Annotated in this window: 19 protein-coding genes and 1 tRNA gene; 7 read left to right on the top strand and 13 right to left on the bottom strand. The window is 61.9% G+C overall.

Going from position 1 to position 17,543, the window contains the following annotated elements; genetic code table 11:
- The first annotated feature begins 11 nt into the window (after positions 1–11).
- A complete protein-coding gene (locus tag ACWGXF_RS02295) occupies positions 12–482 on the top strand; it encodes an NUDIX domain-containing protein (protein ID WP_052052682.1) in 471 nt (156 codons plus the stop codon).
- A 117-nt stretch (positions 483–599) separates the two neighbouring features.
- Here ACWGXF_RS02295 and ACWGXF_RS02290 read toward each other — a convergent pair whose 3' ends face one another.
- The 8 genes from ACWGXF_RS02290 to ACWGXF_RS02255 all read right to left on the bottom strand — a co-directional run bounded on the left by ACWGXF_RS02290 (position 600) and on the right by ACWGXF_RS02255 (position 7,422).
- Positions 600–809 carry a DNA gyrase inhibitor YacG gene (locus ACWGXF_RS02290; protein ID WP_039049611.1) on the bottom strand — a complete coding sequence of 70 codons (210 nt, stop codon included), beginning with the start codon at positions 807–809 and terminating at the stop codon, positions 600–602.
- Positions 810–912: 103 nt separating this feature from the next.
- Entirely contained in the window at positions 913–1,668 is a 756-nt protein-coding gene (gene zapD, locus ACWGXF_RS02285; protein WP_039049612.1) for a cell division protein ZapD, read from the bottom strand.
- A gap of 87 nt (positions 1,669–1,755) precedes the next feature.
- Positions 1,756–2,382, bottom strand: a complete 627-nt coding sequence (gene coaE / locus ACWGXF_RS02280) for a dephospho-CoA kinase (protein ID WP_229228151.1) — start codon at positions 2,380–2,382, stop codon at positions 1,756–1,758.
- Between the two features lie 3 nt (positions 2,383–2,385).
- On the bottom strand, positions 2,386–3,255 hold the full coding sequence (locus tag ACWGXF_RS02275) for a prepilin peptidase (protein ID WP_003062192.1): 870 nt from the start codon (positions 3,253–3,255) through the stop codon (positions 2,386–2,388).
- Positions 3,255–4,472: a type II secretion system F family protein gene (locus ACWGXF_RS02270; RefSeq protein ID WP_003062193.1), complete on the bottom strand. Its 1,218-nt coding sequence runs from the start codon at positions 4,470–4,472 to the stop codon at positions 3,255–3,257. Before ACWGXF_RS02270 ends, ACWGXF_RS02275 begins: the two co-directional genes overlap by 1 nt.
- Before the next feature lie 24 nt (positions 4,473–4,496).
- The gene (gene pilB / locus ACWGXF_RS02265) at positions 4,497–6,239 is read right to left on the bottom strand and encodes a type IV-A pilus assembly ATPase PilB (protein WP_039049614.1); all 1,743 of its coding nucleotides are present in this window, start codon (positions 6,237–6,239) and stop codon (positions 4,497–4,499) included.
- A 137-nt stretch (positions 6,240–6,376) separates the two neighbouring features.
- A tRNA-Pro gene (locus ACWGXF_RS02260) sits at positions 6,377–6,453 on the bottom strand.
- Between the two features lie 39 nt (positions 6,454–6,492).
- On the bottom strand, positions 6,493–7,422 hold the full coding sequence (locus tag ACWGXF_RS02255; RefSeq protein ID WP_003062198.1) for a polyprenyl synthetase family protein: 930 nt from the start codon (positions 7,420–7,422) through the stop codon (positions 6,493–6,495).
- A 344-nt stretch (positions 7,423–7,766) separates the two neighbouring features.
- Here ACWGXF_RS02255 and rplU point away from each other — a divergent pair, with 344 nt between their 5' ends.
- The 4 genes from rplU (at position 7,767) to proB (ending at position 10,874) form a co-directional block, all read left to right on the top strand.
- Positions 7,767–8,078 carry a 50S ribosomal protein L21 gene (rplU, locus tag ACWGXF_RS02250; protein ID WP_003058536.1) on the top strand — a complete coding sequence of 104 codons (312 nt, stop codon included), beginning with the start codon at positions 7,767–7,769 and terminating at the stop codon, positions 8,076–8,078.
- Positions 8,079–8,094: 16 nt separating this feature from the next.
- Positions 8,095–8,352, top strand: coding sequence for a 50S ribosomal protein L27 (rpmA, locus tag ACWGXF_RS02245; RefSeq protein WP_003058534.1), 258 nt, complete (start codon positions 8,095–8,097; stop codon positions 8,350–8,352).
- Between the two features lie 156 nt (positions 8,353–8,508).
- Entirely contained in the window at positions 8,509–9,624 is a 1,116-nt protein-coding gene (gene cgtA, locus ACWGXF_RS02240) for an Obg family GTPase CgtA (RefSeq protein ID WP_039049615.1), read from the top strand.
- Between the two features lie 110 nt (positions 9,625–9,734).
- On the top strand, positions 9,735–10,874 hold the full coding sequence (gene proB / locus ACWGXF_RS02235; RefSeq protein ID WP_012837105.1) for a glutamate 5-kinase: 1,140 nt from the start codon (positions 9,735–9,737) through the stop codon (positions 10,872–10,874).
- Between the two features lie 52 nt (positions 10,875–10,926).
- Here the strand turns inward: proB and ACWGXF_RS02230 are convergent, their stop codons facing one another.
- Positions 10,927–11,631 carry an RNA pyrophosphohydrolase gene (locus ACWGXF_RS02230; RefSeq protein ID WP_034357533.1) on the bottom strand — a complete coding sequence of 235 codons (705 nt, stop codon included), beginning with the start codon at positions 11,629–11,631 and terminating at the stop codon, positions 10,927–10,929.
- 94 nt (positions 11,632–11,725) lie between these two features.
- Between ACWGXF_RS02230 and ACWGXF_RS02225 the strand changes: the two genes are divergently transcribed.
- Together ACWGXF_RS02225 and ACWGXF_RS02220 are read left to right on the top strand one after the other, a co-directional pair.
- A complete protein-coding gene (locus ACWGXF_RS02225; RefSeq protein WP_057091559.1) occupies positions 11,726–13,468 on the top strand; it encodes a proline--tRNA ligase in 1,743 nt (580 codons plus the stop codon).
- A gap of 12 nt (positions 13,469–13,480) precedes the next feature.
- Positions 13,481–14,134: a lytic transglycosylase domain-containing protein gene (locus ACWGXF_RS02220; protein WP_012837108.1), complete on the top strand. Its 654-nt coding sequence runs from the start codon at positions 13,481–13,483 to the stop codon at positions 14,132–14,134.
- 110 nt (positions 14,135–14,244) lie between these two features.
- On the opposite strand, the gene ACWGXF_RS02215 is transcribed toward ACWGXF_RS02220, so the two are convergent.
- From ACWGXF_RS02215 to prmC, 4 genes are all read right to left on the bottom strand, one after another.
- Positions 14,245–15,627, bottom strand: a complete 1,383-nt coding sequence (locus ACWGXF_RS02215) for a hemolysin family protein (protein ID WP_012837109.1) — start codon at positions 15,625–15,627, stop codon at positions 14,245–14,247.
- 97 nt (positions 15,628–15,724) lie between these two features.
- A complete protein-coding gene (locus ACWGXF_RS02210) occupies positions 15,725–16,183 on the bottom strand; it encodes a ribonuclease HI family protein (RefSeq protein ID WP_452101662.1) in 459 nt (152 codons plus the stop codon).
- Positions 16,184–16,216: 33 nt separating this feature from the next.
- Positions 16,217–16,537, bottom strand: a complete 321-nt coding sequence (gene grxD, locus ACWGXF_RS02205; RefSeq protein ID WP_003058519.1) for a Grx4 family monothiol glutaredoxin — start codon at positions 16,535–16,537, stop codon at positions 16,217–16,219.
- Positions 16,538–16,664: 127 nt separating this feature from the next.
- Positions 16,665–17,540 (bottom strand): peptide chain release factor N(5)-glutamine methyltransferase, encoded by an 876-nt coding sequence (gene prmC / locus ACWGXF_RS02200; protein ID WP_256629792.1) that lies wholly within the window; start codon positions 17,538–17,540, stop codon positions 16,665–16,667.
- Positions 17,541–17,543: the final 3 nt, after the last annotated feature.

Here is a 17,543-nt window from a genome sequence, read left to right as displayed (position 1 = left end):
GAAAGAGTGTTGTGGAAGTGACTGCTGAAACACAGGCGCAGCGCAAGCACACGGAAGTTGCCGTGGGCGTGCTGTTGCGCGAATCCGATGGGGCGCTGCTGATTTCAAGCCGCCCTGCAGGCAAGCCTTATGCGGGCTATTGGGAGTTTCCTGGCGGCAAGCTGGAGGCCGGCGAGAGCGTGGAGCAGGCTTTGCGCCGCGAGCTGATCGAAGAGCTGGGCGTGACCATTGGCCAGGCCCATGCCTGGAAGGTGACCGAGCATGACTACCCGCATGCGCTGGTGCGTCTGCACTGGTGCAAGGTGACGGAATGGACGGGCGAGTTCGAGATGCGCGAAGGCCAGCAGATGGCCTGGCAGCAGTTGCCGCTTGATGTGCACCCCGTCCTGCCGGGCGCCTACCCCGTGCTGCAATGGCTGAGCGAGGAGCGCGGCCTGGTCTTTGATCAAAGCCATTACGAGGCGCAGCAGCCTCTGGCCTGAAACGGTATGCTCTTAAATAAAGAGCGCCTTGCGCTGGTTGAATCTCGATTTACTTGGTCAATCAAGCTGAAATCAAGACATGCCAGGTGCAAGGCGCTCTTGTTTTTGCAGCCTCGCTTAGTTTTCCGTGCGTGGATCACCAAATGGCGCATCTTCGGGAGGCGTCTGAGCCGGAACGCGGAATTCTTCATTGCCCCAGGCGCCCAGGTCGATATTGCGGCAACGCTCGCTACAGAAGGGGCGGAATTTGTTGCTGGGCAAAAAAACGCTGGGGCCGCCGCAGGTCGGGCATGTCACCATGGTGGGGGATTGCTTGTCAGTGCTCATGGCGTAGATGTATCACAGCTGGAAAACACGGGTGGCCGACCCTGAAAGCCATTGAGCCGCAATGTGCGGCTCAATCGGGACGAGAAGACTGCCGAGGACTTACTTATGCGCAGAGCGTGAGCTCGAAAGTGGCGTCGTCATTGCAGGGCTGGGGCTTGCTGCCATGGGCCAGCTTGAGCAGGCGCACCGACACCAGCAGGCGGTTGCCGCTGATCTCCGGCACCAGATTCAGATGTGGGTCTATGCGCAGGCGCAGCAGCTGGAAGCTGCGGCCGGCCGGCATGGCCTGCTGGAACACGCCTTGCTCGGCCACCACGCGCTGGGGAATGCCGGTTTCGCGCAGCAGCTGCAGGATCAGCTCAAGCGCCTGACCCAGCGGGGTCAGCTCGCCGGCCCAGTCTTCGAGGTCGCGCTGGCGGTAGCGCGGATCGAGGTTCTGCCAGGCGTGATAGGCCGGCAGGTCAAAGCTGCAGGTGCCGCCGGGTATGCCCACACGGCTGCGTATGGACATCAGCCATTCGTTCTCGGTCAGCGCCTGGCCGGTCTTGCCGGTCTGTGCATTGATGGTGGCAAAGCAGCTCTCCACCTGGCGCGCCACCTGGTGCAGCATGTGCTGGGAAATATCGGGGTTGTCGCGCAACACGTCCAGCAGGTGCTTCTGGCGCTCCAGGTCCTTGATGATGTCGGCCCGCAGATCGCTGCGCGAGGCCACATCCATGATCTCGAAGATGGTGATCAGGGCGAAATGATGATCGACCGAATGCGCGCGGGTCAGCAGCTCGCGCAAACGGCGATACAACTGCTCAAGACGCAGATAAGTTCTCAGACGCTCGTTAAAAGGATATTCGTACAGGATCACGTTTGCTGGGCTCCTCGGGGTGCACAGGAATCAGCGGTCAACGTGCACATGCGGCGATCACACGCACAGGCCAAGCCATGGTCTGCATCATAGCCCGAACCATGCAGCGATTTGATCGGTATATGCGTGGAGAGTTCCGATTGTGACCCCGTCATCGTTATAGATGACCCAGTCGGCCGTGGCCAGACGCTGGGCACGCGTGGCCTGGGTGTCGATGATGGCCTGCACGGCCTCGCGTGTGAGAGCGCTGCGCGCCATGACGCGCTCTGTCTGCGTGCTCTCGCGGCAGTCCACGACCAGCACGCCATCCAGGCGTGTTCGCCAGTGGCCGGACTCGACCAGCAGCGGAATGTCGTGCACGATGAGCTTGCTGCCCGCAGCCACGGCCGCTTCATGCTGCTGCCGGGTCTGCTCGGCGATCAGGGGGTGGAGAATGGCTTCCAGGCGCTGGCGCGCGGACGGATCGGCGAAGACCAGCTCGCGCATGCGGGCGCGGTTGAGGGCGCCCTGTGCGTCGATCAGATCGGCACCAAAAGCCTGAGCGATGAGGGGCAGGGCCATGCCGCCGCTTGCCGTCAGGCTGCGCGAGATATGGTCGGCATCGATCAGCGTTGCGCCGCATGCCTGCAGCCTGGCTGCTACCGTGCTTTTGCCGCTGCCGATGCCGCCCGTCAGCCCCAGTCTGAATGGTGAGCGCTCGGGTGCGACTTTCATGGCTTACAGGCCTGCAAAGCTGAGCACCGCCTGCGGGCCCCAGATCAGGCTGACGAAACCGCCGCCGGCAAGAAAAGGGCCGAAGGGCACATAGCCGCCTTCGCGCAGCTTGCTGTTGATCTTGAGCGCAATGCCGATGACGGCGCCCACGACCGATGCCATGAGAATGATGGGCACCAGTGCCTGCCAGCCAAACCAGGCACCGAGTGCGGCAAACAGCTTGAAGTCGCCGTAGCCCATGCCTTCCTTGCCTGTTGCCAGCTTGAAGGCCCAGAAGATCAGCCATAGCGACATATAGCCTGCGACGGCGCCCCACAGCGATTGTTGCAGAGGCACGCTGGTCCACTGCAGTGCGGAGGCGATCAGGCCGGCCCAGAGCAGGGGCAGAGTGATGGAGTCCGGCAAGAACGTGGTGTCCCAGTCTATCAGTGCAAGCGCCAGCAGCGCCGCGCTGAAGCCGCACCAGGCAAAGCCGGTGGCGGTCAGGCCGTCGCGGCCCAGGCAGAAGGCAAACAGCGCGGCGCAGACCAGTTCAACCACAGGGTAGCGCAGGCTGATGGGGGTTTTGCACTCGGCGCAGCGTCCGCGCAGAAACAGATAGCTGAGCACGGGAATGTTCTCGTACCAGGCGATCTGATGGCCGCAATGCGGGCAGCGCGAACGAGGCTGGCTCAGCGTGATGGCAGGCTTGGCCGGCGGCAGCTCGATTCTGGCGCCCTTGTCCTTTTGTTCCTCGGCCCATTGCGCACCTTCGGCATGCCATTCCTGCTCCATCATCAGAGGCAGGCGGTGGATCACCACATTCAGAAAGCTGCCGATCAGCAAGCCCAGCACGCCGCCGGCAGCGGCATTCAACACCAGTTCGGAAATCATCAGACCACTTGACCCAGCTTGAAGATAGGCAGATACATGGACACCACGATGCCGCCGATCAAGGTGCCCAGGAAGACGATGATGATGGGCTCCATCAGGCTGGAGAGGCCCGCCACCATTTCGTCGACTTCGCTTTCATAGAAATCGGCTGCCTTGCCCAGCATATGGTCGATGGCGCCCGATTCCTCGCCGATGGCACACATCTGCAGCACCATGGAAGGGAAGATATTGGCATTGGCCATGGCCACGGTCAGGCTGGTGCCCGTGGAGACTTCCGACTGAATCCTGTCGGTGGCGTTTTTGTAGAGGTAGTTGCCCGAGGCGCCTCCCACGGAGTCCAGCGCCTCGACCAGCGGCACGCCGGCGGCAAACATGGTGGACAGCGTACGTGTCCAGCGGGCCACGCAGGACTTCTCGATCAGCACGCCGAAGATGGGCAGCTTGAGTATGGTGCGGTCCATGAACTGCTGTACGCGCTCGTTGCGCTTCCAGGCCTGCATGAAGAAATAGATGCCGCCGCCCAGCACGCCGAAGATCAGCCACCAGTACTGGACAAAGTAATCGCTGATGCCCATCACCAGCAGCGTGGGCGCGGGCAGGTCGGCGCCAAAGGAGGTGAAGACCTCCTTGAAGGCCGGGATCACGAAGATCATGATCACGGTCACCACGACGAAGGCCACGATCATGACCGACGTGGGGTACATCAGCGCCGACTTGATCTTGGACTTGATGGCTTCCGTCTTTTCCATATAGGTGGCAAGACGGTCCAGCAGCGACTCCAGAATACCTGCGGCCTCGCCGGCCTCCACCAGGTTGCAGTAGAGGCTGTTGAAGTAGAGCGGAAACTTGCGAAAGGCGGCGCTCAGCGAAGTGCCGGTTTCCACATCGGAGCGGATGTCGTTGAGCAGCTTGGTGACGTTGGGGTTGGTGTTGCCCCGGCCCACGATGTCGAAAGACTGCAGCAGCGGCACGCCGGCCTTCATCATGGTGGCCAGCTGGCGCGTGAACAGCGCAATGTCCTTGGGCTTGATCTTCTTGCCGCCGCGGGTCCTGCGCTTCTTGATCTTGGACGGAGTCACGCCCTGGCGGCGCAGCATGGCCTGGATCTGGTTTTCTCCGCCGGCACGAGTCTCGCCGCGAACGATCTTGCCGTTGCGGTCCTTGCCTTCCCACTCGAAGAGAAATTCCTTGATTCCCTTGGACGCTGCGCTTGCCATGGCGTTCCCTCACTGATACTGGTTTTATTCGTTGGTGACCGCCAGCACTTCTTCGAGTGAGGTCAGACCCAGCTTGACTTTATGCAGGCCCGAGCCGCGCAGAGAGCGTACTCCTTCGGCCTTGGCCTGTGCGGCAATCTCCAGGGCGCTGCCGTCACGCAGGATGATGCGCTGAATCTCTTCGCTGATGGGCATCACCTGATAAATACCGACACGTCCCTTGTAGCCGTTGTTGCAGGCAGGGCAGCCGACAGGCTTGTAGCTGACCCAGCTGCCGTCGAGTTCGGCTTCGTCGTAGCCGGCATCGATCAGGGCGTCGTGCGGTATGTCGGCGGGTTCCTTGCACTGCGCGCACAGGCGTCGCGCCAGACGCTGGGCGGTGATCAGAATCACGCTGGAGGCAATATTGAAAGGGGCGATGCCCATATTGCGCATGCGCGTCAGCGTGGTCGGAGCGTCATTGGTGTGCAGCGTGGACAGCACCAGGTGCCCGGTCTGGGCAGCCTTGATCGAGATGTCGGCGGTTTCCAGGTCGCGGATTTCGCCGACCATGATGATGTCCGGATCCTGGCGCAGAAAGGACTTGAGCGCAGCAGCAAAGGTCAGGCCGGCCTTTTCGTTCACATTTACCTGGTTGACGCCGGGCATGTTGATTTCGGAAGGGTCTTCGGCGGTGGCAATGTTCACGCCCGGCTGGTTGAGCAGGTTCAGGCAGGTGTACAGCGACACGGTCTTGCCCGAGCCCGTGGGGCCGGTGACCAGAATCATGCCGTAGGGGCGGTTGATGGCCTTGAGCAGGCGCTCTTTCTCCTCGGGCTCGTAGCCGAGGGCATCGATGCCCATCTTGGCCGAGCTCGGGTCCAGAATACGGATCACGATCTTTTCGCCAAACAGCGTGGGCAAGGTGCTGACACGAAAGTCGATGACGCGATCGGGGCCGACCTTGAGCTTCATGCGGCCGTCTTGCGGAACGCGTTTCTCCGAGATGTCCAGGCGCGAGATCACCTTGATGCGCGAAGCCAGCTTGTCCTTGATCGCGATAGGAGGAGAGGCAATCTCGCGCAGTTCGCCGTCGATGCGAAAGCGCACGCGGTAATTGTGTTCGTAGGGCTCGAAGTGCAAGTCGGACGCGCGCATATTGAAGGCGTCCAGCAGCATCTTGTGCAGAAACTTGACGACCGGCGCATCCTCGACCTCGGCGCCGACGGCATTGTCTTTTTCCTCGGGGGCATCCTCGATCTTGACGTCGTCAAAGTCGAAGTCCCCTGAGCTGGAATAGGAGTCCAGGGATTCGCTGACGCTCTTGCCGGTCTGCTCGACGAGCTTTTGCAGCTTGTCGGCCTCGACAACCACCCAGTCCACCAGTAACTGAGTCGTGAACTTGATCTGCTCGGCTGCTTCCTGCTGAGTAGGGTCTGCCGTGGCGATGGTGAGCCGATTGCCGCGCTTGCTGAGTGCCAGCACGCGATAGGCGTTGCTGATTTTCGGGTCCAGCAGCTCGCGCGGAAGTTGCTGGGCGTCGATGGCGTTGAGGTCCAGCAGCGGAGTGCTGAACATCATGGAAATGGTTTCGGCAATTTCCAGTGCGCTGATTTCACCAGACTGGCTGAGCTCGGTGATGAACGGGGTCTTGCCTGTGGCGGCTTTCTTGGCTGCGTTCTCGGCGGCTTGCTGCGAAACCTTTCCTGCAGAAATCAGGGCCCTGCCTAAACCTGGGATGGCAATGGGCGCAGGAGTGTTCTTTTGCAGAGTGTCGGCAGCAGCCATGTATCCAGGTCTGGGAGGGGAGTAGAGGATCTATCCTACCATTCTTGTTGTGGCAAACGGCAGGTCGCCAGGCGCGCATGCATGCGTCAATGCCGCGTCATTGAACATGGCGCAAGAAACTGCGACAAAAATGAGATTGGTCGGGGTGAGAGGATTCGAACCTCCGGCCTCTACGTCCCGAACGTAGCGCTCTACCAGGCTAAGCTACACCCCGCAGGCTTTGTTTGTCGAACACCGTGGTGCACCTGGCGATTCAGGTGCGGCGCTCCAAAAGCTGAGAGGCCAATTGTAGCAAACTTGCGGTGTATGCATTGCTTGGCAGCGAGGCCAGTGCATCAATGGCGCGCTGGGCTTCCGCGTGCGCGGCGGCTCGGGCGACGTCCAGGGCACCGGTGCTGCGCACGATTTCCACCACGGCATCCAGTTGATCCGTAGAGCCTTGTTCGATGGCGTTGCGCACGATGGCGGCCTGCTCGGCGCTGCCGCGCTGCATGGCGGCGATCAGTGGCAGGGTGCATTTGCCTTCGCGCAGGTCATCGCCCAGGTTCTTGCCCATTTCCTGAGTGTTGCCGGTGTAGTCCAGCACATCGTCAATGATCTGGAATGCCGTTCCAAGTGCCTGGCCATAGGCGGCACAGGCCTGCTCCACTTCAGGCGTGGCACCGGCCAGTACGGCTGCCAGCTGTGCGCTGGCCTCGAAGAGCTGGGCGGTCTTGGAGCGGATGACGTGCAGATAGCCGGCTTCATTCAGCGAAGCATCATGGGTGTTGATGAGCTGCTGGACTTCGCCTTCTGCGATCACGTTGGTGGCGTCGGACAGGATTTGCAGCACGCGCATGCTGCCCACTTCCACCATCATCTGGAAGGAGCGGGTGTGCAGAAAGTCTCCGACCAGAACACTGGCAGGGTTGCCAAAGGTCTCGTTGGCCGTGGCCCTGCCACGACGCAGCGTGGATTCGTCCACCACATCGTCGTGCAGCAAGGTCGCGGTGTGAATCAGCTCCACCACGGCGGCCAGAATGTATTTGTTCTTGCCCTGATGTCCAAGGGCGCCGGCGATCAGCAGCAGCAGGGCCGGGCGCAGGCGCTTGCCGCCCGCGGCAATGATGTATTGGGAGATCTGTGCGATAAGGGGGACGCTGGTTGTCAGTCGCTGAGCAATGACGATATCCACTTCGCGCATGTCATCTGCGATCAAGGCAAGCGGATTGGATGTGGAAATTTCTGTAGTCAAGGTGATGAACCGCCAAGTGGACTCACGATTATAGGAAGATGCAACAGGGTTTTGCGTGGTGTCCTCAGAGCCCGTTCAAGTGAACAGAGGCTTTGCGGGCAGTCTGTGGCATTGCGGTCGCTTGCAAGGAGCAAGCCTTGCCGCGCACCTGCGCCTGGCATCCCATTCCGCGCGGCCACCGGAGATCCTGAATCGCTTCCTAGGGGTATGCCAGCAGAAAAAATGCATGCGTGCTAGAATTGCCGGCTCCGTGGAAATCATTTCATGGAACTCTCAGACTTTAGAGGTTTTCAATGTACGCAGTCATAAAAACCGGCGGCAAGCAGTATCGCGTTGCAGCTGGCGAAAAGATCAAGGTAGAACAGATTGCTGCGGACGTAGGCCAGGAAATCGTGATCGACCAAGTTTTGGCCGTCGGCAACGGCGCTGAAATCAAGGTTGGTGCCCCCCTGGTGTCCGGTGCATCTGTAAAGGCAACTGTGGTTGCTCACGGCAAGCACGACAAGGTGCACATCTTCAAGATGCGCCGTCGTAAGCACTATCAAAAGCGCCAAGGCCATCGTCAGCAGTTCACCGAACTGCAAATCGTGGCAATCGCTGCTTAATTTTAGGAGCTAAGTCATGGCACAGAAAAAAGGCGGCGGCTCTACGCGTAACGGACGTGATTCCAAGCCAAAAATGCTGGGCGTGAAGGCCTTTGGTGGCGAGCTGGTGACAGCTGGTTCCATCATCGTGCGTCAGCGCGGCACCAAGTTCCACCCCGGTGAGAACGTTGGCGTGGGCAAGGATCACACCCTGTTTGCACTGGTTGACGGCCACGTGTCGTTTGGTGTGAAGGGCGCTCTGTCCAAGCAAACAGTCAACATCACGGCTGCATAAGTCGTCTGTGACTCCAACAAAGCCCCGACTTGTCGGGGCTTTGTTGTTTGAAAAGGCTCCAGGCAGCAGATTTCTGGCAGATGGGGCATGGTAATAGAGCACTCAAGTGTGGCCCGGAGCTTCTGGTGCACACTGATTTTGTAGACTGGATGCCTCATGAAGTTCGTTGACGAAGCTTTTATCGACATTGCAGCTGGTGACGGCGGCAATGGCTGCGTGTCTTTTCGGCACGAGAAATACAAGGAATTTGGCGGCCCCGACGGTGGCGACGGCGGCCGTGGCGGTCATGTGTATGCCGTGGCCGATGTGAACCTGAACACGCTGGTGGATTACCGCTATTCGCGCCGCCACGAGGCCAAGCGCGGCCAGCACGGCATGGGCTCCGACATGTTTGGTGCAGCCGGTGACGACATCACGCTGAACATGCCTGTGGGCACCATCATCAGCGATGCGGATACCGGCGAAGTGCTGTTCGAGCTGCTGGAGCCCGGCCAGGTCATCACCATCGCCAAGGGCGGTGACGGCGGTTTCGGCAATCTGCGCTTCAAGAGCGCCATCAACCGAGCGCCGCGCCAGAAGACTCCCGGCTATCCCGGCGAGCGCCGCAACCTCAAGCTGGAGCTCAAGGTGCTGGCCGATGTGGGCCTGCTGGGCATGCCCAATGCGGGCAAGTCCACTTTCATCACGGCCGTCTCCAACGCCCGTCCCAAGATTGCAGACTATCCCTTCACCACCTTGCATCCCAATCTGGGCGTGGTGCGCGTGGCCGCCGAGCAGAGCTTTGTTGTGGCCGACATCCCCGGTCTGATCGAAGGAGCTTCCGAAGGTGCGGGCCTGGGCCACCAGTTCCTGCGCCATCTGCAGCGCACGCGTCTGTTGCTGCATATCGTGGACATTGCACCGTTCGACGAGGGCGTGGACCCGGTCGAGCAGGCCAGGGCCATCGTGGCCGAGCTCAAGAAGTACGACGCCGAGCTCTACGACAAGCCGCGCTGGCTGGTGCTCAACAAGCTGGACATGGTTCCCGAGGAAGAGCGTGCTGCCAAGGTCAAGGACTTCGTCAAGCGCTTCAAGTGGAAGGGCCCGGTCTTCGAGATCTCGGCGCTGACCCGTGAAGGCTGCGAGCCGCTGATCCGCAAGATCTTCGAGCATGTGCATAACCAGCAACTCGCCGAGCAGGCACCCAAGGAGATCGATCCTCGCTTTGCGGGAGGTGAGGATTCTGGTCTGGATATGACCGATCCGCGTTTTGCTTCTTACGATCCGGAATAAGCTAGAGGGTATAACCCAGCAGCGCACTTGGTGCGCTGTTTTGCTTTGAATTTAATAGCTTATTGCGCTTTATCCATAAGCGCCAGAGGCTTAAAACACTGTAAATTCTCATGTCTTCCAACGTGCTGCGTGATGCCCGTCGCATCGTCGTCAAAGTCGGCTCCAGCCTGGTCACGAATGAAGGTCGTGGTCTGGATGAGGCCGCCATTGAAGAGTGGAGCCGCCAGCTGGCGGCATTGGTGAATGGTGAAGACGGCGTCAAGCGCGAAGTCATCATGGTCTCCAGCGGTGCCATTGCCGAAGGCATGAAGCGCCTGGGCTGGGCCACGCGTCCGACCGAGGTGCATGAGTTGCAGGCCGCTGCTGCCGTCGGCCAGATGGGCCTGGCCCAGATGTACGAGACCAAGCTGCGCGGCGAAGGTGTGCCCAGCGCCCAGGTGCTGCTGACCCATGCGGATCTGGCCGATCGCGAGCGCTATCTGAACGCCCGGACCACGCTGCTGACGCTGCTGCAACTGGGCGTGGTGCCCGTCATCAACGAGAACGACACGGTGGTGATCGACGAGATCCGCTTCGGCGACAACGACACCCTGGGCGCGCTGGTGGCCAACTTGGTCGAGGCCGATGCACTGGTCATCCTGACCGACCAGCGCGGTCTCTACAGCGCCGATCCGCGCAAGAACCCCGATGCCAGGTTCATCGACGTGGCCGAAGCCGGCAACCCCGAGCTCGAAGCCATGGCCGGCGGAGCAGGCCTGTCCATCGGTACGGGTGGCATGATCACCAAGATCCTGGCGGCCAAGCGTGCGGCGGGCTCCGGTGCTTCCACCGTGATCGCCTGGGGACGTGAGAAAGACGTGCTGCTGCGTCTGACGCGTGGCGAGTCCATAGGCACGCTGCTGGTTGCCAACACGCACAAGATGCAGGCGCGCAAGCAGTGGATTGCCGACCATCTGCAGCTGCGTGGTTCGGTGACCGTGGATGCGGGTGCCGTCTCCAAGCTGCGTGATGAAGGCAAGAGCCTGCTGCCCATAGGCATGATCACCGTGGAGGGTGATTTCTCGCGCGGCGAAGTGATTGCCGTCCGTGATGAGAACGGTGTCGAGATCGCTCGTGGTCTGGCCAGCTATGCCAGCGCCGAGGCGCGGCTGCTGTGCCGCAAGAGCTCCTCGGAGATTGAGTCGCTGCTGGGCTACTCGGCTGGTCCCGAAATAATGCACCGCGACAATATGGTGGTGGCAGGACACTGAGCCCAGGCCGCCGACAAAAAAGCCGTAATGCTGTGAGGCATTACGGCTTTGTTCATTGCAGAGGCTTGTGATCTGGCGGATTGTCTATGCCGGTCTGCGGGTCCGGGTCAAAACTGGCACCGGGCGGCAGCTCTATGCCGGGGTTGATGCGAAAGCTCCCTGTGCGGGCAGGGTACATGACCTGATGGTGCTGCCCAGGATGGGGAGTGCCGCCAGTGGTCTGGCCTGCTTCCTGATCGCGTGGCCGCATGCCGCTGCGCAGATAGCGATTGCGCTGCTGCTCGCCGCGCGGCAGAAAGCGCGCCAGCTCGGTCAGCGCCATTTCATAGACGCCGCGTTTGAATTCGACCACCACATCCAGAGGAACCCAGTAGTCATTCCAGCGCCAGGCATCGAACTCAGGGTGGTCGGTGGCACGCAGGTTCAAGTCCCAGTCATGCCCGACCAGTTGAAGCAAAAACCATATCTGCTTCTGGCCTTTGTAATGCCCGCGCGCGTCGCGGCGGATGTACCTGTCTGGCACCTCGTAGCGCAACCAGTCCCTGGTGCGGGCAACCACGCGAACGTGATTGGGCTTCAGCCCCACTTCCTCGTGCAGCTCGCGGAACATGGCTTGCTCGGGTGTCTCACCCCGATCAATGCCACCTTGCGGAAACTGCCAGCTGTGGGTGCGAATGCGTTTTCCCCAGAACACCTGGTTTCTTTGGTTGAGCAGGATGATGCCGACGTTCGGGCGAAATCCGTCCCGGTCAAGCATAATCAAACCCCAAATTTTTGAATTGTGTTCATTATGCATGGCCCCTTGTGATCGACAAGCGGGCCATGCCTATTTCCACTGAATTGCCAGTTCCATGAAAGCCTCCCAATTTCTCATCTCCACCCTGAAAGAAGCTCCGGCCGACGCCGAAGTGGTCAGCCACAAGCTCATGATGCGGGCTGGCATGATCAAAAAGCTGGGTGCTGGCATTTACAACTACATGCCCATGGGCCTGCGCGTGATCCGCAAGGTCGAGGCCATCGTGCGCGAGGAAATGAACCGCGCCGGCGCCATCGAAACCACCATGCCCGTGGTCCAGCCTGCCGAGCTGTGGCAGGAAACCGGCCGTTTCGAGAAGATGGGCCCCGAGCTGCTGCGCATCCAGGATCGTCATGGTCGTGATTTCGTGATCCAGCCCACGTCCGAAGAGGTGGTCACCGATATCGCGCGCCAGGAGTTCAAGAGCTACAAGCAACTGCCCAAGAACCTCTACCAGATCCAGACCAAGTTCCGCGACGAGCGCCGTCCGCGCTTCGGCCTGATGCGCGGTCGCGAGTTCATCATGAAGGACGCCTATTCCTTCGACAAGGATCGCGATGCGGCCCAGATCAGCTACCAGACCATGCGCGAAGCCTATAAGCGCATCTTCGACCGCTTCGGCCTGCAGTACCGCGCCGTGCGTGCCGACTCGGGCGCCATCGGTGGCGATCTGAGCGAGGAGTTCCAGGTCATCGCTTCCACGGGTGAGGACGCCATCGTCTACTGCCCGAACAGCGACTACGCGGCCAATATCGAGAAGGCCGAGAGCCTGGCGCCCACCCAGGCCCGTCCTGCCGCCGCCCAGGCCATGCAAAAGGTCGCCACGCCCGGCAACAGCACCTGCGAAGCCGTAGCCGAGCAGCTGGGTCTGCCTCTGGCGCAGACCGTGAAGTCGCTGGTGCTGGCCACGGACGAGCTCGACGACAAGGGTCTGATCGTCAAGTCGCAAGTGTGGCTGCTGCTGCTGCGCGGCGATCACGAGATGAACGAGATCAAGGTCGGCAAGGTCGAGGGCCTGGCGGGCTTCCGTTTCGCGACCGTGGGCGAGATCGAGGAGCACTTCGGTGCCAAGCCCGGCTATCTGGGCCCCATCGGTCTCAAGAAGCCCGTGAACATCGTGGTGGACCGCGATGTGGCCGTGATGGCCGACTGGGTCTGCGGTGCCAACGAGGAAGACTTCCACATCACCGGCGTGAACTTCGGCCGCGACCTGCCCGAGCCCGCCGTGGTGGCGGATCTGCGCAATGTGGTGGCTGGCGACCGTTCGCCCGACGGCGCGGGCGAGCTGGCGATCGAGCGCGGCATCGAGATCGGTCATGTGTTCTATCTGGGCACCAAGTACTCCAAGGCCATGGAAGCCACTTTCCTCGGCGACAACGGCAAGCCCCAGCACTTCGAGATGGGCTGCTACGGCATTGGCGTGACCCGCCTGCCCGCCGCTGCCGTGGAGCAGAACCACGACGAGCGCGGCATGATCTGGCCCGATGCGATTGCACCGTTCACCGTGGTGATCTGCCCCATCGGCATGGGTCGCAGCGAGGCCGTGAAGACCGAGGCCGAGAAGCTCTACGGCGAGCTGCTGGCACTGGGCGTGGACGTGATATTGGACGACCGCGACGAGCGCCCCGGTGCCATGCTGGCCGACTGGGAGCTGATTGGCGTGCCCCACCGCGTGGTGCTGGGCGACCGAGGCCTGAAGGAAGGCGTGGTCGAGTACCAGCAGCGCCGTGACACGGAAGCCACAAAGCTGGCGACGAATGAGGTGCTGGCTCACCTCAAGAGCCGCCTGGGCCTGTAAGCTGCTGTTTCCATGCCCGAAACCCTGCTGAGCCGACGCCACTGCCTGAGGACTGCCGCTGCGTTGGCCGCTCCGGCAGCCGGCTGGCTGTGGCCGCAGGCGGCCTGGGCCGGCGGGCAGCTCGAAGAGCCGCTGGCCGACTCCGTGCGTACGGCGCTCAGCGCGGCCGTGGCGGGCTCGGGCGCGCCGCCCGAGCTGGAGTTCGCCTCCACAGCGGCGCGCATGAGCTATCTGCGCTGGCTGGTGGCCAGCAGCGACAAGCTGGCCAAGCGCAAGCCCGACCTGCAGGCGCGGCGCGAATTCCTGCAGACCGTCTGGTACGAGTCCAAGCGCGCGGGCCTCGATGTGTCCATGGTCATGGGCCTGATACAGGTGGAGAGCGGCTATCGCAAATACGCCATCTCCAGCGTGGGCGCGCGTGGCTATATGCAGATCATGCCGTTCTGGATGCGGCTGATCGGTGACGGCGATATCGGCAAGCTGTTCCACATGCAGACCAATCTGCGCTTTGGCTGCGTGATCCTGCGCCACTACATGGACCGCGAAAAAGGCGATGCCTACATGGCACTGGGCCGCTACAACGGCAGCCGGGGCCAGCCCCAGTATCCGAATGCCGTGTTCGGCGCCCAGCGGCGCTGGCTGGTGGAAGAGCCGCAGCCGGTCTGATGCCGTGACGATATACAGAAAAAAAGAGAGCGCCTGGCGCTCTCTTTTTATTGGTTTCAGCAAGAAAAGAACCTGAAGTCCTTTCAGGATAAACGCAAGAAGCTACTGATTCAGGAGTGGCTGCTCTTGCCAGCCTGGGACTGGGCAGCGCTGCCCTGCACCTTGGCCGCTGCGGCCGCCGAAGGTGCGGCAGATTCGGCCGCGGGCTCGGGCAGATGGGTCACCATGACCTGGTCGATGCGATAGCTGTCCACGTCCAGCACCTCGAACTTGAAGCCGCCCCAGGTGACGGTATCGGTGCGGCGCGGCACGCGGCGCAGCATGACCATGAGAAAGCCGGCCAGCGTTTCGTACTCGTCGTCATGCGGCATATCGTCCAGATGCAGCACGCGCATCACGTCCTCGATGGGCGTGATGCCGTCGATCAGCCAGGAATGCTCGTCGCGGCGGATGATCTGCTCCTCGTCGGCCGGGCCGACCAGATCGCCCATCACCGTGCTCATCACGTCGTTGAGCGTCACCACACCCACGACCAGGCTGTATTCGTTGACGATAACGGCAAAGTCCTCGTGCACCATGCGGAACTGCTCCAGCACCTCGGCCAGCGTCAGGCGGTCGGGCACGATGAGCACCTTGCGGATCAGGCTGTCGTCGCTGAGCGACAGCGGCTGGTTGTTGAGCGCGCGCTGGAACAGGTCCTTGGCGTCCACATAGCCGATCACATGGTCGATATCGCCGTCGCAGACCGGGTAGGTGGAAAAGGGCTCCTCGGCAATGCGGGCGCGGATGATGGCGTCGCTGTCGTCGCGGTAGAAGAAGGCCACGCTGTCGCGCTGGGTCATGGCAGAGGCCACGGTGCGCGAGTCCAGCTCGAAGACATTGGCAATCACCTGTTGCTCGCGGGCGGCCAGCACGCCGGCCTTGGTGCCTGCTTCGGTCATGGCCAGGATGTCGTCGCTGGTGATGCGCTCGTCGCGCGTCGCGGGCAGGCCCAGCAGGCGAAACAAGGTGTCGGTCGCTAGGTTGTAGAACCAGATGATGGGCTTGAAGATCACCACAAACCAGCGCATGGGGGCGAGCACGCGCACCACATAGCGCTCGGGCTCGTTCATGCTGATGCGGCGCGGCAGCAGGTCGGCCAGCAGGATGAAGGCCGAGGTGACTATGAAAAACGAGAGCAGGAAGCCGAGCGTCGCCGAGAGGCTGGGCGAGAACCAGATAGAGAAGAACTCGGTCAGTGCGGGGCTGAAGGCCCCCTCGCCGACGATGCCGCCAAGGATGGCGACGGCATTCTGTCCCACTTGCACCACGGTGAAATATTCGCCCGGCTGCTCCTGTACGCGCAGCGCATGCTCGGCTCCCTCGTTGCCGTCGTCGGCCATCTGGCGCAGGCGCAGGCGGCGCGAGGCGGCCAGAGAAATCTCCGCCACAGAGAAAAAGGCGCTGAGCAGAATCAGCAGAACAATCACCGCAAGGCTTTGGGACACACTCATAGGCAGGGCTGCTGCGGCACCTGGCAGTGCCTGCGGCCGGTTATCAAGGAGTCTCTATTCGACCACATAAAGCCTGTGGCAGGCAGCTGTACTGGCTTCAGGGCTGAAGCGCGGCAGGCGAACGGGCCATGCGTGCCAGCGCATCGGCCTCGGTATTGCGGTGTCTGGGCACCCATTGCAGCACCAGCTCGTCAAAGTCCTGCATCTGTGCGCGGGCGGCCTCGAACAGATGGTTGAGCCGGGCGATGGGCCGCGCCGGCTTGGCCGTGGGCGGGCCGAGCTGCTCCAGCAACACCTGGGAGTCGGTGCGCACGGTCAGGCTGAGCGTGCCGAGATCGCGTGCCAGCTTCAGGGCGGCCATCAGCGCGCGCAGCTCGGCTTCGTTGTTGCAGCCGCTGCGGTGCAGATCCTGCGATAGCGTATGGCGGCTGCCATCGGGCAGCTGCAGCAACACGCCCAGGCTCATGGGGCCGGGGTTGGGCAGGGCACTGCCATCGATATGGATGCAGCAGTGGTGAGGGGGAACAGGTTTGGGGGGCGGCATGAAAAAAGCCACCGGGGTGCCGGTGGCTTGCAGACGGGGTTGGGCTTACTTGGCGGCCAGCACTTGCTGCAGCTCGCCCGATTCGTACATCTCCATCATGATGTCCGAGCCACCGATGAATTCGCCCTTGATGTAGAGCTGGGGGATCGTGGGCCACTGGCTGTAGTCCTTGATGCCCTGGCGGATTTCCTGGTCTTCCAGCACGTTCACGGTGGCGATGGACTTGGCATCCACGCCGCAGGCCTTGAGGATCTGGATGGCACGGCCGGAGAAGCCGCACTGGGGGAAGCTGGCGTTGCCCTTCATGAACAGCAGGATGTCGTTGTTCTTGACCAGGTCGTCGATGCGTTGTTGAGTGTTGCTCATAGTGGGCTCCGGATTTTGGAAATGGCGGTACCAGCCGCGATGTCTGCAATTATTTCACCGACCGCAAGGAATGCGATGCTGTGAGGAAATCTTGCTGACAGGATATTTTGGGGTGAAGGTCTGGAAATCAAGCCTTGCCGCTCCGGCAACCGCCCGTGCAGCGTGCAATGCCGGCCAGGTCGTGGCGGTGCTGGACCTGCTCGAAGCCGGCCGCCTGCATGAGCTGCGCCACGTCTTCGGCCTGATCCCAGCCATGCTCGAAAAGCAGCCAGCCACCAGCCTTCAGGTGTGCCGGGGCCTGGTCGATGATGCTGCGTATGTCCTCCAGCCCGTCCGCGCCGCTGGCCAGGGCTGACAGCGGTTCGTGGGTCAGCGCCGCCAGGTGTGGGTCGTCGGCGCGGATATAGGGCGGATTGCTGACGATCAGATCGACGGGTTCCAGCCCGTCCAGAGGCTCCAGCCAGCTGCCATGGGCGAACTGCACGGGCAGTTGGAGTCGGGCGGCATTGCTGCTTGCCACAGCCAGGGCATCGGCGCTGGCGTCCACGGCGATGACCCGGGTTGAGGGGCGCTGGCTTTGCAGAGCCAGGGCAATGGCGCCGCTGCCGGTGCCCAGATCCACGACGCGGTGGGCGGCGCCTTCGGGCAGCAGTTCCAGCGCCCAGTCCACCAGGGTCTCGGTATCGGGGCGCGGGTCCAGCACCCTGCTGTCCACGGCCAGATCCAGGCCGTAGAACTCCTTGCTGCCGGTCAGATAGGCCACGGGCGCGCCCTGCTGGCGCAGGGCGCACAGCTGGTCCCAGCGTTGCTGCTGCTCCTGACTGAGGGCATCGCAGTCATGCGTGATGAGCCAGGCGCGGGCATGCGCTGGCTGCTGCATCAAGTGCAGCAGCAGCATCTGTGCATCGACACGCGCCAGGCCTTGGCGGGCGGCTTGCTGCAGGGCTTGAGCGACGGAGAAAGTGGGGGGCGAGGGTTCGGTCATGGATTGGCCGGCGGCCATCTT

It is taken from the genome of Comamonas sp. HJ-2 (assembly GCF_053615495.1).
The sequence above is the reverse complement of the archived record's forward strand: the minus strand, read 5'-3'. Positions and strand labels throughout refer to the sequence as shown.